The organism is Candidatus Skiveiella danica (assembly GCF_022705245.1).
Lineage (GTDB): Bacteria > Pseudomonadota > Gammaproteobacteria > Burkholderiales > Burkholderiaceae_C > Skiveiella > Skiveiella danica.
Genome location: NZ_JAKJEW010000002.1, coordinates 113,300 through 127,549, shown reverse-complemented (window position 1 = coordinate 127,549; position 14,250 = coordinate 113,300). Strand labels below are relative to the sequence as shown.

Here is a 14,250-nt window from a genome sequence, read left to right as displayed (position 1 = left end):
GTAATGCGGTCGGTTCCTGCTGTCGATGGCAGGAACCGGCGCTGTGCAACCGGTCCGTCAGGCGCCGCAACCGGGGGGAACGTTCGCGTCGGTTTCGACCGTCACGCGGGGCATGACGGCCACCTTGGGCAGCCAGCGCTGGCATTGCTCGCACGCCGCCAGGGTGAGGGCGGCCAGCGCCGCGTAGAAGGGCGTTTCGGCGCGTTGGCCGACGCGTTGGGCGAAATCGGGCAGCCAGGCCATGAGATGCTGCTTGAGAAAGCGCGCCGCCTCGCGCTCTTCGCCGCGTTCCAGCAGCAGCGCCACGAACTGCAACTCGTGGGTGATGTGGTCATCGGACATGGCGCGCCAATCGGGCGCCTGGACGTCGTGGCGCTGGTAGAACTCGCGCACCGCAAAAGTGGGCCCCTGCATCACCAGATGGTCTTCGTCAAGCCAGACCGACTCGCACGGCGAGGCGCGCAGGGCGTAGGTGAGGTAAATGGCGGCATAGTCGGCCGCCAGGTCGTCCGGCGAACTGCCCGGGACGCTGCCGTCGCCGTGCCCGGCCAGGGCCTGCAACGCCGCGTCCATCGCGCGGCTCGCCGGATGCTCGGCCGCGACAAGCGCGAGCGTGGCCGGAAAGCCGTTGGCGTTCAGCGACACCAGCACGTCCGGCGCGTGCTCCTTCAGATGCAGCCATGCCAGGGCGTTGAGGTCTTCGGCGGCCGGACGTTGCCAGCCGGGCGGCGCCGGGCGATCTTCCCCGCTGGCTTGCGGGGACTGCGCTTGTTCGGCGCTCACGCGTCGACCTTGCCCTTGGGATGGGCAATGAAGACGATCGAGGGGTTGGTCAGCTCGGGGTTGGCCATGTGCTTGACCTGGCGCACCGGCTGCTCGCCCTTGACCATGGCCTTGGTGGGATAGGTTCCCTTGAGCAACTGGTCGATCGGGCCGATGTCAAGCACCCGCATCATGCAGGCCGATACGCAGTAAGGCTTGCGCCCGGCCTCCAGCTCGTCGATGCACATGTTGCATTTCTTGACCGTGTTGTCCGAGACATCGTACTGCGGTGCTCCGAAGGGGCAGGTGGCCTCGCAACGGCGGCAGCCGATGCACAGGGTGGAGTCGATGTCGACCACCCCGTTGTCCTTGCGTTTCCAGATCGCGCCGGTCGGGCAGGCGGGCAGGCAGGCGGGTTCCGCGCAGTGGTTGCAGGACATGTTCACCTTGTAGGCGAACACGTCCGGGTAGCTGCCGCCCTCGACGTACATGACGCGACGGAAGCGCGGGCCGGGGGCGAGGCCGTTCTTGTCCTTGCAGGCGATCTCGCAGGCGCGGCAACCGATGCAGTCCATGTTGTTGTGGATGAACCCGAACTGCTTGTTGGGCACCACCGGCGTGTAGGTCGTGGCGTCGCGCAGCTTCTGGGCTTCGGGCACGCGGGCTTTCTCGGCGTTGCCGAGTTTGCGGATGACGATTTTCTCGGTCATGGCAGCGTTCCTGTGTTTACATGTCGCGGCGGAACACGGACGAGCGGGCGGCGGCCAGCTCGTCCCACACCGGGCGATGGACCAGATCGGTCTTCTTGATCTGAACCATCGCGTTGTTGTAGGCGAAGGCGCCCGCAGGGCTGGGCTCGTCCAGGGTCAGGAAATCGGGGTTGCCGGCGCGGTCCACGCCATTCTTGTCGAGGTCCATCCACGCGCCTTCGAACAGCACCACCACACCGGGCATGAGGCGCTCGGTGACATAGACCGGCACCACGCACTTGCCGCGATCGTTCCAGACTTCGACCGTGTCGCCGGTCTTGACGCCGAGCTTGGCGGCGTCGGAGGCGTTGATCGTGACCTCCTGTTCGTAGGTTTCGCGCAACCAGGCGATGTTGTTGAAAATTGAATGGGTGCGCCAGCGCGGGTGCGGGCTGATCAGGTGGTAGGGGTATTTCTGCGCGATCGGGTGATTGAGGGATTCGAAGGGTTCGATCCACTTGGGCAGATAGGGGATTTCGTAGCCGAACTGGGTTTTCTTCCAGTCCTTGATGCCGGCCAGGTAGGTCGAAAAGATCTCGATCTTGCCCGATGCGGTCTCGAACGGGACTCCTTCGGTCACCTGTTCACGGAAGGCAATATGCGGCTCCTTCAGGATGAACTTGTAGGTGCCGTGTTTCTTGAAATCCTCCCACGACATCGTGACGTGCTGGTGTTTTTTCACGCTGTTGTTCCACCAGTGGGAGAGGTAGGCCTCGTCCACCGCGTCCGGATTCTGGAAGTAGCTGCGGTCGGCACGCGGGTTGTAGCGCTTGCCCAGATCCTTCAGGGTCGGATCCAGCGCTTCCAGGCGGTAGCACAACTCGGTGAAGACCTGGAAATCGGTCTTGGATTCGCCCAAGGGTTCGATCACCTTGGGCCGGTGGATGTAGTAGTGCCCCTTGTACCAGGGCAGGGCGGCATCGTGGCGTTCGAAATGGGTGGCGATCGGCAGCAGCACGTCGGCCCAGATGCCCGAGGGCGTGATGGTCGAATCCAGACAGACCACGAGCTCCAGCTTCTCGATGGCCTTGATTTCCTTGTTGATGTTCGTGAGCTGGTTGAACCAGTCCGAACCCTGCCAGAAGATGCCCTTGATGTTCGGGATGACACCATCAAGGTTGTCATTCCGCGGCCACAGGCCGATTTCCTCGCGCTTGACGTTGGGGTAGTTGAGCACACAGTGTGCCCAGCGGTCGGACTTGATCGAGCCCCACCAGAGGTTGGCGTTTTCGTCGTAGGGGTAGGCCACGCTTTCGGCATGCCAGGCTTTGCCCACGCCCTCGGCGCAGCCGCCGAGCACGCCGATGTTGCCGGTCATGGCTTGCAAGGCGGCCGCCATGCGGTTGTACTGTTCGCCGTAGGATGCCCGGCCGGGCGCCCAGGAGGCCTTCAGCGCTGCGGGCTTGGTCTTGGCGTACAGGTCGGCCAGCTTGCGGATGTCCGCGGCCTTGACGCCACAGATCGGCTCGGCCCACTCGGGCGTCTTGGGCGTCTTGTCGTAGGTGCCCAGGATGTAGTCCTTGAAGTTCTCCTTGTCGGCGTATTCCTTGGGCAAGGTGCCCTTGTCCATGCCGAGGCAGAACTTGTCGATGAACTTCTGGTCCTGCAGGTTGTTGGTGAAGATGTGGTGCGCCATCGCGGCCATCATGGCCGCGTCGGTGTTGGGCTTGATCGGAATCCACCAGGCGTCGTAGCTGGCGGCCGAGTCGGTGTGTGCGGGATCGACCAGCACGAACTTGCAGCCGCGCTGCTTGGCCATGCGCATGTAGTAGAAGGTGTTGCCGCCGTGGAAGGTGTAGGCGGGGTTCCAGCCCCACATGATGATCAGCTTGCTGTGGGCGAAGGTGTCGTCCTCGTTGCCGTCCTGGATGGTGCCGAAGGTCATGCGGCTGGAGAACGTGGTGGCCTGGTAGCTCGGCACCGACCACGAATTGGTGCGGCACCCGAACATGCCCAGGAAGCGGCCAAGCAGGCCCTCGATCTGGTCGGACTTGTGCAGCACGCCGTAAGAGGCGCCGGCGTAGCTCTGGTCGAGCAGGGCGGTCGGGCCGTATTGCTTCTTGAGTTCGACCATCTTCTTCGCGACGGTGTCCAAGGCCTCGTCCCAGGACACGCGCTTGAATTTGCCTTCACCACGTTTGCCGACGCGCACCATCGGGTACAGCAGCCGCTCGGGCGAATACAGGCGTGCGCGGTAGGAGCGTCCGCGCAGGCAGGCGCGCAACTGAGGTTCCTCGAAGGTGTCCTTGCCATAGGCGCCGCTGGCCTGGTATTCCCCGTTGTCGGTGGACAGGCGAACGATCACGTCGCCCTTCTTGTGGGCCACCAGCACATGGCGCGAACCGCAGTTGTGGGCGCATGAGGTGACGACCGTGGTCAACTGGTCGTCGGTGTAGTAGGGCGCGTAGGGGAACGCGGTGGCTTCTTTCGGGGCCAGCGAGACACCGGCGCTGACCAGACCAGCAGCACCGGCGGAGGCGCCGACAATCTTCAGGAAGTCGCGCCGCTGGTAGCCCTGACCGTCAGGATGGACGGTGTCGTTGACACCCGGGAAGCGGACGGTGGCTCCGGTGGAAGGAGGCTGCAGGGTTTCGTTCGTCATGGCTTGGTTCCTTGGGCTACGGCCGCTGGAAGAAAGCGGGCTTCGGAGGTGGTGGGACGGTTCTTGGCCCAGTCGGGTACGGTGGCCGACATGCCTTGCCAGGCATTGCGCGGATAAGGATAGTGCAGGCGGTACCAGGAGCGGCCACCATGGCAACCATAACAGGTGTCACTGTTCTTGGAACCGGCTTCTTCGATCGCCTTGGCATTGAGGTAGTTCACCTGGTGGCGCGTGGTGCGAATCGCGGCATGGCACAGCGTGCAGTTGTTCTGGAAGGTGGTCTTGGATTGCTCCCAGGGCTGCGGCAGCCCCATGACCTGCCAGTTCATCTTGCCGTGGCATTTCAGGCAGACCGCTTCGGTGCTGACCGACTTGCGCAACGGCTGGGTCTGGTCCTGGTTGCTGGCCGACGTGCCGGGCGCTTCGTCGCGCGGATCATGGCCCTGGTGACAGGTGTTGCAACGCAGGTTCATGAGTTCCTTGGCCAGCGGGGTTTCAAGGTGGCGCCGGTGCATCGTGTCCTGCTCACCCGTGTAGGTCGATGTCAGCTGGTACCACGCCTTGACGTCGGCAGAGGCGAGACCGGCCGGGGAATGTTTTCTCACCGAAGGCTTGAGCACTTCCTGATGACAGGCCAGGCATTCGGCGTCGGTGGCCTTTTCGATGGCTGGCTTGAAATGAATCTTGTCGTAGCGCGCGGCGTGGTAGTTCGGCTCCGCTTTGGGGGCTGGCTCGGAAATCTTCGCAGCGGGTTCAGCGCTGGTTTTGGCGGGTTCCGGCTTCGGCCCATCGCAGGCAACCAGCAGGGCGCTGGTCAGCAAGGCGGCGACGGTGGTGACTGCCTGGGCCCACCAAGGCCTGGGGATTTGCATGCTTGGTACTCCACACGGGGTTGTGGTCAGGGAAAACAAGAAGCCCCGGATCGGGCGTATGGCCCGGCCCGGGGCGGTGCGGGAGGGGGCTCGCCGTTGGATCCAGCCCCAAGAGGCAGATTACTTCTTGCCTTCCATGCCGCTCATGCCCTTCTGGCCAGACATCCCGCTCATGCCGGACATGCCCTTCTGATCACCGGACATTCCAGACATTCCGGACATGCCCTTCTGGTCGCCAGACATGCCGCTCATGCCGGACATGCCCTTCTGGCCTTGCATGCCGCTCATGCCAGACATGCCCTTCTGGTCACCGGACATGCCGGACATGCCGCTCATGCCTTCCTGCTTGTCCGACTTCTTGGCCGGCTTCTTGGCGTCCTTCTTGCCTTCCATGCCGCTCATACCGGCCATGCCCTTCTGGTCGCCGGACATACCCGACATGCCGGACATGCCCTTTTGGCCTTGCATGCCGCTCATGCCGGACATGCCCTTCTGGTCGCCCGACATGCCCGACATGCCGCTCATGCCCTTCTGGTCACCGGACATGCCGCTCATGCCGGACATGCCAGCCTGTTGGGCATAGGCAGAGGTTGCCAGGGCGGCTGCGATGACGGTCAGGCCGAAGGCGGTGCGAATGGATTTCATAGATTTCTCCTTGATCAAGTGAAGTTGTGGAAAAGTGTTGGGGACAGTTCCCCCTGCCCGTCGGCAGTTCGTGCCGGCAGCGTGATCGGCTGCAAACTCGACTCGGTGCGGCACCGCGATCCTGCGGACTGTGGCGCCAGAAAAAATGTCCGCTGCTTCATCGGGGTGACGAGGCGGCTGGTGTCGCGGGAGCGGGGGTGGCATGCCACCCGCGGAGGTCATAGGGAGGTGTGGCGCCAGGGTGCCGCATGGGCACAAACCACTGGCCGGTGGCGACGATGGTGGTCACGTTGCCTGGGGGCGTACCTTCAATGCCGCGCAGGAACTGCGCCATCTGCTCGGGCGTGAAGGACGCTTCGGTCTTGACCGGGGCGCCAGGCGGGCGGCGATCGGGTTGCAGGCCCGCAACAAAGCTGGGCTGCGCCCATGCGGCAGAAACCCAGAACAGTGTGGCGAAGCCCGCGCCTTTCAATACCTGCGATGTACGCATGCCTTAGTCCTTTGTTGACATATGGATATTCTCGAATTCGCAGAGATCTCCATGGCGCGCTGTTTGATCAGCTTTTGATCTTGATCAAACTTACCGAGGGCCAAATGCGGCCACCGAGGGAGGCGAAAGGACCGCTCTGACAAGTTGGCAGGGACCGAAGCGTGTCGGGCCGCTGTCCCTGGGAGGGCGTGTGGCGCCGTCAGGACCGGCGCGAAAGTGCCGCTGCAAGCATCGCTGGGCGGGGTGGTGGGACAATCGGTCCTTTTCGCCACCAAGGCGGCGCCCGGCAGTAAGCGGGGTCGCAGAAAGCAATGCCAGGCATCCGGATGCCTGGCGCCGGAGTCTCGCGAATGTTGTACCCACAGGAATTTGATGTCATCGTGGTCGGAGGCGGTCATTCCGGCACGGAAGCCGCGCTGGCCGCGGCCCGCATGGGCTGCAAGACGCTGCTGCTGTCGCACAACATCGAGACGCTGGGGCAGATGAGCTGCAACCCGTCCATCGGGGGCATCGGCAAAGGGCATCTGGTCAAGGAGGTGGACGCCTTGGGCGGCGCGATGGCGTTGGCCACCGATGAGGGCGGCATCCAGTTCCGCATCCTCAACAGTTCCAAAGGCCCGGCGGTGCGCGCCACCCGGGCGCAGGCCGACCGCATCCTGTACAAGGCGGCGATCCGGCGGATGCTGGAGACCCAGCCGAATCTCTGGCTGTTCCAGCAGGCGGTGGACGACCTCATGGTGGAGGGCGACCGGGTGGTGGGTGCGGTCACGCAGGTCGGCATCAAGTTTCGCGGTTGTACCGTGGTGTTGACGGCCGGCACCTTCCTGGACGGCAAGATTCACGTCGGCCTGAACAACTACGCCGCCGGCCGTGCGGGCGACCCGCCGGCCGTGAGCCTGTCCGCCCGGCTCAAGGAACTCAAGCTCCCGCAAGGCCGGCTCAAGACCGGCACGCCGCCGCGCATCGACGGCCGCAGCATCGATTTCAGCCGATGCACCGAACAACCCGGCGACGGCATGCCCGGCGGGGTGAACGAAGGTTCGGTACCGGTGTTCAGCTTCATGGGCAGCGTGGCCATGCACCCCCGGCAGCTGCCATGCTGGATCACCCACACCAACGCGCGCACGCACGAGATCATCCGCAGCGGCTTTGACCGCAGCCCGATGTTCACCGGCAAGATCGAAGGGGTGGGGCCGCGCTACTGCCCAAGTGTCGAGGACAAGATCAACCGCTTTGCCGACAAGGACAGCCACCAGATCTTCCTGGAACCCGAGGGCCTGACCACGAACGAGTTCTACCCGAACGGCATCTCGACCAGTCTGCCGTTCGACATCCAGTACGACCTGGTGCGCAGCATGAAAGGACTGGAGAACGCCCACATCCTGCGCCCCGGTTACGCCATCGAATACGACTATTTCGATCCGCGTTCGCTCAAAAGCAGTTTCGAAACCCGTCAGATCCAGGGCCTGTTTTTTGCCGGCCAGATCAACGGCACGACGGGTTATGAAGAGGCGGCGGCCCAGGGCCTGTTCGCCGGCATCAACGCCGCGCTGCAATGCCGGGGTGACGATCCGTGGCTGCCGGCCCGCGACGAAGCGTACCTGGGGGTTCTGGTGGACGACCTGGTCACCCAGGGCGTGACCGAGCCCTACCGCATGTTCACCAGCCGTGCCGAGTTCCGCCTGCAGCTGCGCGAGGACAACGCCGACATGCGCCTGACCGAAACCGGCCGCCGCCTAGGGCTGGTCGACGACGCCCGCTGGGATGCGTTCAGCCGCAAGCGCGATGCTGTTTCACGTGAAACAGAGCGCCTCAAGTCGACCTGGGTGAACCCGCGCAACCTGCCGGCGGACGAGTCCGAGCGGGTGCTGGGCAAGGCCATCGATCACGAGTACAACCTGTTCGAGTTGCTCCGTCGCCCGAATGTGACCTACGGCGCGCTGATGTCGATGGATGGCGGTGCCCATGCGTCGGTTGAGGTGTTGCCAGACGTGCTTGGCGGGCTGAGCGCGCCGGTGATCGAGCAGGTGGAGATTGCGGCCAAGTACGCCGGTTATATCGATCGCCAGAAAGACGAGGTTCAGCGGGCGGCCCACTTCGAGGGGTTGCGTCTGCCCGCCGATCTGGACTACATGCAGGTGACGGCCTTGTCGATCGAGGCGCGCCAGAAGCTCGCGCGCCACCGGCCGGAAACCCTGGGCATGGCAAGCCGCATTTCCGGCATCACCCCGGCGAGCATTTCGCTGTTGCTGATTCATCTGAAAAAGAGTGGAATCCGGGTGCGGGACACGGCGTTGGCGGGCCCGGCTGGTCAGGCGCCGCCGTAAAGCAGGGGTGTTGCGCGCAACCGCCAGCCGTTGACCACAAACCAACGCAGCCGGTTGCAGGAGGGGGTTGCATGGCGACGAGGTTTGGACAGTTCGGTGCTTTCATGATGGCGCGGGCGCTTCTGGTCGTCGGCATCCTGGTGCTTATGCTGGTCGTTCCCGTGTACCTGAAAAAGGAACGGGAAAACCGGGAATCGGAAGTGCACCGGAAGGAATTGGAAATGAGCCGCGGCCCTTCGACGAACACCGCATCGGCGCCTGCCGTCACGACCGCCACGCCCCGCCCCATCGGCCACGGCCTGAGCCTTGCCTTGCTTGGAGATGGCAGGATGCCATCGGATGTGGCGCATCTGGGCTGCCACGGCGAGCCCGCCCCGCAGGATCGACCTCACCGGGGTGGCTGCAACCCGCTTCAGGGCGACACCAGTTGCCGCACGGTACTGCCCGTTTTGTGCGTGCGGGCGACGGAGGCGCCGATGCCCGGTGGGCTTGACGCCGCACGCGGTGTCTGGGCGGGTGGCGCGCTGGGGGCGACGCAGCCGGTGATGGGCGCGGTGATCGAGTCTGAGGCTGCGGGGTCTGCACGCTGCGAGCAGGAATTGGGCGCGGGCTGGCGAATGGCCGGGCTGCAGGCTGGCGGCTCGGGTGCCTGGGCGCTTCAGGGCCAGCGTGGGCCGGGCTTGACCGGGCATACCCGCTATTGGGTCCACGCCGCCGATCAGAAGGGGAATTGCTGGGACAGCGGCGGGTGAAGTCGCGGAACCTGTTTCACGTGGAACACCCGGCGCGGCAGGCGACAATCCGCGATGTAACCTGCCTTGCCCGATCATGACCGAAACCACCGCGGAACTCCGCAAAACGCTGATTCGCTCGACCGAGGTGATCCGCCTGTCTTTGTCGCCAGGCGAGGTCGATCTGTTGATCGCCTATCTGGACCTGGTCCACAAATGGAACAAGGTCTACAACCTCACTGCCGTGCGTGAGCCTGCCGACATGCTGACGCACCACCTGCTGGACAGCCTCGCCGTCATCGCGCCGCTGCGCCAGAAGCTCACTGCCCTGCGTCCGAATGGATCGGCCGATGCGTCCGCGCGCGTGCTTGACGTGGGATCTGGAGCGGGGCTCCCCGGTGTGGTGATTGCGATCTGTTGTCCCGAACTGGACGTGACCTGCGTGGACACGGTGGGCAAGAAGGCGGCCTTTGTGCAGCAGGTGGCCGCCACATTGCGCCTGCCCAATCTGCGAGGCCTGCATGCGCGGGTGGAAAGCCTGAACGGACCGTTTGACCTGATCTGTTCCCGCGCCTTTGCTTCGCTGGCGGACTTCGTGACCTGGTCCCGAGCGGCGCTGGCGCCGGGCGGCATCTGGCTGGCCATGAAGGGCAAACACCCGGCCGCAGAAATCGCGGTGCTGCCGCCCGGGGTGGACGTGTTTCACGTGGAACCGTTGCGGGTGCCGGGGCTTGAAGCCGAGCGTTGCATCGTCTGGCTGCGCGAAGCCGCCACGCCGGCGCCAGCCGTGACGTAAACTCTTCCATCCACCACCACCCGGGAACGTCCGATGTTCGGCATCTCCGATTACGGCGCATTTGTCGCCGCCATGATTGTGTTCCTGCTGATTCCAGGGCCGGGCAATCTGGCGCTCATCACCTCCACCAGCAAAGGGGGCGTGTCCGGCGGGCTGGGCGCAACCCTGGGGGTGGTTGCGGGCGATCAGGTTCTGATGTGGATGGCCGTGGCTGGCGTGGCTGCATTGCTGGCGGCCTACCCGCCAGCCTTTGTGGCGGTGCAATGGGTGGGTGCAGCCTATCTGGCTTGGCTCGGTTTCAGGATGATCGTGGCCAAACCGGGCAGTGCGCCGGTGCTGAACATCAGGCCTCGGCTTTATTTCCAGCAGGCTTTCACGATCACGCTGCTCAATCCAAAAGCCATTGTTTTCTATATGGCGTTCTTTCCGCTGTTCATCGATCCTGCCCGCCACCAGGGGCTGGTGACTTTCGGCGTCATGGCGACCACCATTGCCGTGCTGGCTTTTCTGTACGGACTCACCGTCGTGCTGCTGACGCATTTTCTGGCCGAGCGGCTGCGGGCAAGCCCCGTGATCGGCCGGGTTCTGGAGAAGATCGCCGGCGTGTTCCTGATCGGCTTTGGCGTGCGGCTGGCGCTGTCCCGTTAAGCCCTTTTTCACCCCTCCACCCGAAGGCACCCATGGCCAGGATTTTTTGTGTTGCCAACCAGAAGGGCGGCGTCGGCAAGACCACCACCACCGTGAATCTCGCCGCGGGGCTGGCCAAGGTGGGGCAGCGGGTGCTTTTGATCGACCTGGACCCGCAAGGCAACGCGACCATGGGATCGGGCGTTGACAAGCGCAAACTGACGTTGAGCGTGTACGACGTGCTGCTGGAGTCCGCCTCGATCCGTGAAGCCGCCGTGCTGTCGGAGAAATGCGGCTACCGCGTGCTGGGTGCCAACCGTGAACTGGCGGGCGCCGAGGTCGAGCTGGTGGGCCTGGAGCGCCGCGAAAAACGGCTGAAGTCCGCACTGGCCGAGGTGGCGGACGACCACGACTTCGTGCTGATCGACTGCCCGCCCAGCCTGTCGCTGCTCACCCTCAACGGTCTTTGCGCGGCGCACGGCGTCGTGGTGCCGATGCAGTGCGAATATTTCGCGCTCGAAGGCCTCAGCGATCTGGTCAATACCATCCGGCGGGTGCATGCCAACCTGAACCGTGAGCTGGAGATCATCGGCCTGCTGCGCGTGATGTTTGATCCGCGCATCACGCTGCAGCAGCAGGTCAGCGACCAACTCAAGGCGCACTTCGGCGACAAGGTGTTCAACACCCTCATCCCGCGCAACGTGCGCCTGGCCGAGGCGCCCAGCTATGGCCTGCCAGGCGTGGTATTCGACCCGTCGGCCAAGGGCAGCCAGGCCTATGTGGAGTTCGCCCGAGAGATGGTGACCCGTTTGGGCCGTCCGGAAGACCTCCCGGCATCAAAAAATCAAGCAGAAGCGGCTGACCCCGGCGCAAACCGGTCGTAGGGAGCTATAAATTGTATAGCGCATTGACAACTTTTCTGCATGGATAGCCGCGGCGTTCTCATCCTTCCAGGCTGGCTCAACAGCGAAGCCGCGCACTGGCAGAGTCGCTGGCAGCTTCGGCACGGCTACACGCGGGTGGAGCAACACGACTGGATTCGCCCGCTGCGGGGCGACTGGACGGTGCAGCTGGAGGAGGCCGTTCTGGCCGCCCCCGGGCCGGTGGTGCTGGTGGCGCACAGCCTCGGCTGCATCCTCGCCGCCTGGTGGGCCGCCCACTCGCGCCACACCGCGCAGGTTCGCGGCGCGTTGCTGGTGGCGCCGCCGGAGGTGGAGCGTGAAGACCTGCGCCAGCAACTGCCGGGCTGGGCGCCGGTGATGCGCCGGCCGTTGCCGTTTCGCTCGATCGTGGCGGCGAGCACCGACGACCCATACGGCGCTTTTGAGCAGGCTGCCGGCCTGGCTGGCCAGTGGAACAGCGAGCTGAGGAACGTCGGCCCGCTGGGCCACATCAACGCCGATTCCGGCCTGGGCGACTGGCCCGAGGGCCACGCGTGGCTGCAATCATTGATGAAGGACTGAAACCATGGTCACCAGAAAACCCAAGGGGCTGCAACGCGGGCTCGACATTTTGCTGGGCCCGGCGGTCCAGGAAAACGCCGCCGGCGACCGCGGTGCCGATGCCCAAGGCGCCCAGCCCACCGCGCTGCACCTCGACGATCTGGTGCCCGGCATCTACCAGCCACGCACCCGCATGGACGAAGGCGCGCTGTACGAGCTGGCCGAGTCGATCAAAGCACAGGGCATCATGCAGCCGATCCTCGTGCGCCAGCTCGCACAGGGCGCCAACGCCGGCAAGTACGAGATCATCGCGGGCGAACGCCGCTTCCGCGCCGCGCGGCTGGCCGGGCTGGACAGCGTTCCGGTGCTGGTGCGCGACGTGAGCGACCAGGCCGCCGCCGCCATGGCGCTGATCGAAAACATGCAGCGCGAAGACCTCAATCCGCTGGAAGAGGCGCAGGGCCTGCAGCGGCTGATCCGGGAGTTCGGCCTCACGCACGAACAGGCGGCGCAAGCCGTCGGGCGCTCGCGCAGCGCGGCCAGCAACCTGCTGCGCCTGCTCAATCTGGCCGATCCGGTGCAGACCATGTTGATGGCCGGCGACATCGACATGGGCCACGCGCGCGCGCTGCTGGCGCTGGACAAGGCGGCGCAGATCACCGCTGGCAACCAGATCAGCGCGAAAAAGATGTCGGTGCGCGAAGCCGAGAGTCTGGTGAAGAAGCTCGGCGCCGAATTCAATCTGGTGCCGCAGAAGCCGAAGAAGGAAAAGTCGCGCGATCTGCGCCGGGTCGAGGAGGAACTGTCCGACCTGCTGACGGCCGCCGTCGAGGTGCGTGTAAAAAAACGTGTCAAACGCCATGGCCGCGTGGAGGAACTGGGTGAACTCGTCATAAACTTTGGATCGCTCGACGAACTCAATGGCTTGATCGAGCGGCTGCGCGCGGTCTGACACCAGCGCGCAGAGGGAGGCTGATCCTGCGGCCATTGCTGATGGAGCGACACATGAAACATTCCCTGCTTCCCTTGGGCGCCGCGTTGCTCGCGCTCGGCTTCGGCACGCTGCCGGCGGCCCAGGCCCAGAACGTCAAGCCGCCCAAAGCCCAGCTCTGGATGGATGTCTCCACCGGTGGCATGGCCGGCATGCCCGACATGGACAGCGGCGTGGGCGCGATGCTCGGCGGCATGATGGGCGGCGGCAACAACACCACCTACGGCATGGCGCGCGGCATGAGCTTCATGCCGCCGCGCGTGCTCGACATCGCCCTGTACAACCGGCTCAAACCCGGTGTCGAAGCCGCGCAGCTCATTCCGCCCGGCGCGCGCATGGGCGACAAGCTGCCGCTGTTGCCGCCGCCACCGGCGCAGCCGGTCAAGGAGACCGAGCCGTCCGAGGTGCCGGAGGAGTACAAGCGCGAGACGCCCAAGGGTCGCATCCTGATCTACTGGGGCTGCGGCGCCGAGGTTCGACCCGGGCAGCCCCGCATCATCGACCTGGCGCGGGCCAATCCGGCTGATTTCGGTACCGCCTTTGCCGGACGTTTCGCGCCCGACCGGGGCGCGCGTGTCGGCCCGGGCTTTGTGCTGTTTCCCAATGAGCGCAACCGGGTCAGCCTGAGCCGCGAGAGCTCGCTGGTCGGCGATCACCAGATCCAGGGAGACGGCGTGCCGCCATCGTTCAAGTTCACGCTCGGTGCGGCGCAGGACGTGATGCCGGCCATCGAGCTGCAAAGCAGCGGCACGCCCAAGGACAGCATCGCGCTGAACTGGCGCAGCGTGAACCAGGCGCGCGCCTATTTCCTGCACGCGATGGGAACCGTCGGCGAGAACGACATGGTGATGTGGTCCAGCTCCGACACGCCCGACAGCGGCATGGGCCTGTTTGACTACCTGCCCAATGCCACGATCGACCGCTGGATCAAGGACAAGGTCCTGCTGACGCCGGAGACCACGCAGTGCGCCATCCCGCGCGGCATCTTCGCGGCCAAGGATGCAGGCGCTGGCCGGCGCGGTGACAGCGGCGGCATGTTGCGCATGATCGCCTACGGCAGCGAAAGCAATTTCGCCTATCCCCCACGCCCGGCCGACCCCAAGGCCGTCTGGGAGCCCGACTGGGCCGTTCGCGTACGGGTGAAGTCCAGCACCATGGCCATGCTGGGTGAGGAAAGCACCGGCGGGCGCACCAGCCGCGGCAGCCGCTCCACCGG

Annotated in this window: 14 protein-coding genes; 8 read left to right on the top strand and 6 right to left on the bottom strand. The window is 64.9% G+C overall.

Translation table 11 applies throughout. From position 1 onward, the window contains the following. Positions 1-57: 57 nt before the first annotated feature. The 6 genes from ACMUOY_RS01775 to ACMUOY_RS01750 all read right to left on the bottom strand — a co-directional run bounded on the left by ACMUOY_RS01775 (position 58) and on the right by ACMUOY_RS01750 (position 6,120). Positions 58-783, bottom strand: a complete 726-nt coding sequence (locus ACMUOY_RS01775; RefSeq protein ID WP_413890469.1) for a molecular chaperone — start codon at positions 781-783, stop codon at positions 58-60. Continuing rightward, entirely contained in the window at positions 780-1,472 is a 693-nt protein-coding gene (locus tag ACMUOY_RS01770) for a 4Fe-4S dicluster domain-containing protein (RefSeq protein ID WP_413890467.1), read from the bottom strand. Before ACMUOY_RS01770 ends, ACMUOY_RS01775 begins: the two co-directional genes overlap by 4 nt. Positions 1,473-1,488: 16 nt before the next feature. Continuing rightward, positions 1,489-4,113: a molybdopterin-dependent oxidoreductase gene (locus ACMUOY_RS01765; RefSeq protein WP_413890465.1), complete on the bottom strand. Its 2,625-nt coding sequence runs from the start codon at positions 4,111-4,113 to the stop codon at positions 1,489-1,491. Then, complete coding sequence (locus tag ACMUOY_RS01760) at positions 4,110-4,985, bottom strand: hypothetical protein (protein WP_413890463.1); 876 nt, start codon at positions 4,983-4,985, stop codon at positions 4,110-4,112. The genes ACMUOY_RS01765 and ACMUOY_RS01760 overlap by 4 nt, the downstream gene beginning before the upstream one ends. 120 nt (positions 4,986-5,105) lie before the next feature. Then, the gene (locus ACMUOY_RS01755; RefSeq protein ID WP_413890461.1) at positions 5,106-5,630 is read right to left on the bottom strand and encodes a hypothetical protein; all 525 of its coding nucleotides are present in this window, start codon (positions 5,628-5,630) and stop codon (positions 5,106-5,108) included. A gap of 157 nt (positions 5,631-5,787) precedes the next feature. Further along, on the bottom strand, positions 5,788-6,120 hold the full coding sequence (locus ACMUOY_RS01750) for a hypothetical protein (protein WP_413890459.1): 333 nt from the start codon (positions 6,118-6,120) through the stop codon (positions 5,788-5,790). A 350-nt stretch (positions 6,121-6,470) separates the two neighbouring features. Here ACMUOY_RS01750 and mnmG point away from each other — a divergent pair, with 350 nt between their 5' ends. The 8 genes from mnmG to ACMUOY_RS01710 form a co-directional block, all read left to right on the top strand. Further along, the gene (mnmG, locus tag ACMUOY_RS01745; protein WP_413890457.1) at positions 6,471-8,447 is read left to right on the top strand and encodes a tRNA uridine-5-carboxymethylaminomethyl(34) synthesis enzyme MnmG; all 1,977 of its coding nucleotides are present in this window, start codon (positions 6,471-6,473) and stop codon (positions 8,445-8,447) included. A gap of 71 nt (positions 8,448-8,518) precedes the next feature. Further along, a complete protein-coding gene (locus ACMUOY_RS01740; RefSeq protein ID WP_413890455.1) occupies positions 8,519-9,199 on the top strand; it encodes a hypothetical protein in 681 nt (226 codons plus the stop codon). Between the two features lie 76 nt (positions 9,200-9,275). After that, entirely contained in the window at positions 9,276-9,974 is a 699-nt protein-coding gene (rsmG, locus tag ACMUOY_RS01735; RefSeq protein WP_413890453.1) for a 16S rRNA (guanine(527)-N(7))-methyltransferase RsmG, read from the top strand. A 33-nt stretch (positions 9,975-10,007) separates the two neighbouring features. Then, complete coding sequence (locus ACMUOY_RS01730; RefSeq protein ID WP_413890451.1) at positions 10,008-10,622, top strand: LysE family transporter; 615 nt, start codon at positions 10,008-10,010, stop codon at positions 10,620-10,622. Between the two features lie 32 nt (positions 10,623-10,654). Then, positions 10,655-11,485, top strand: a complete 831-nt coding sequence (locus ACMUOY_RS01725) for a ParA family protein (protein ID WP_413890449.1) — start codon at positions 10,655-10,657, stop codon at positions 11,483-11,485. A gap of 39 nt (positions 11,486-11,524) precedes the next feature. After that, positions 11,525-12,064 carry an RBBP9/YdeN family alpha/beta hydrolase gene (locus tag ACMUOY_RS01720; protein ID WP_413890447.1) on the top strand — a complete coding sequence of 180 codons (540 nt, stop codon included), beginning with the start codon at positions 11,525-11,527 and terminating at the stop codon, positions 12,062-12,064. A 4-nt stretch (positions 12,065-12,068) separates the two neighbouring features. Continuing rightward, complete coding sequence (locus ACMUOY_RS01715; protein ID WP_413890445.1) at positions 12,069-12,995, top strand: ParB/RepB/Spo0J family partition protein; 927 nt, start codon at positions 12,069-12,071, stop codon at positions 12,993-12,995. Positions 12,996-13,048: 53 nt separating this feature from the next. Continuing rightward, positions 13,049-14,250 (top strand): hypothetical protein (locus ACMUOY_RS01710; protein ID WP_413890443.1); only part of this gene is annotated, 1,202 nt, incomplete at its 3' end.

Bases quoted from the DNA above. Each gene is read 5' to 3' on its own strand.
- ACMUOY_RS01770 (WP_413890467.1), bottom strand. From the start codon at position 1,472: ATGACCGAGAAAATCGTCATCCGCAAACTCGGCAACGCCGAGAAAGCC.
- ACMUOY_RS01765 (WP_413890465.1), bottom strand. From the start codon at position 4,113: ATGACGAACGAAACCCTGCAGCCTCCTTCCACCGGAGCCACCGTCCGC.
- ACMUOY_RS01760 (WP_413890463.1), bottom strand. From the start codon at position 4,985: ATGCAAATCCCCAGGCCTTGGTGGGCCCAGGCAGTCACCACCGTCGCC.
- ACMUOY_RS01755 (WP_413890461.1), bottom strand. From the start codon at position 5,630: ATGAAATCCATTCGCACCGCCTTCGGCCTGACCGTCATCGCAGCCGCC.
- ACMUOY_RS01750 (WP_413890459.1), bottom strand. From the start codon at position 6,120: ATGCGTACATCGCAGGTATTGAAAGGCGCGGGCTTCGCCACACTGTTC.
- mnmG (WP_413890457.1), top strand. From the start codon at position 6,471: ATGTTGTACCCACAGGAATTTGATGTCATCGTGGTCGGAGGCGGTCAT.
- ACMUOY_RS01740 (WP_413890455.1), top strand. From the start codon at position 8,519: ATGGCGACGAGGTTTGGACAGTTCGGTGCTTTCATGATGGCGCGGGCG.
- rsmG (WP_413890453.1), top strand. From the start codon at position 9,276: ATGACCGAAACCACCGCGGAACTCCGCAAAACGCTGATTCGCTCGACC.
- ACMUOY_RS01730 (WP_413890451.1), top strand. From the start codon at position 10,008: ATGTTCGGCATCTCCGATTACGGCGCATTTGTCGCCGCCATGATTGTG.
- ACMUOY_RS01725 (WP_413890449.1), top strand. From the start codon at position 10,655: ATGGCCAGGATTTTTTGTGTTGCCAACCAGAAGGGCGGCGTCGGCAAG.
- ACMUOY_RS01720 (WP_413890447.1), top strand. From the start codon at position 11,525: ATGGATAGCCGCGGCGTTCTCATCCTTCCAGGCTGGCTCAACAGCGAA.
- ACMUOY_RS01715 (WP_413890445.1), top strand. From the start codon at position 12,069: ATGGTCACCAGAAAACCCAAGGGGCTGCAACGCGGGCTCGACATTTTG.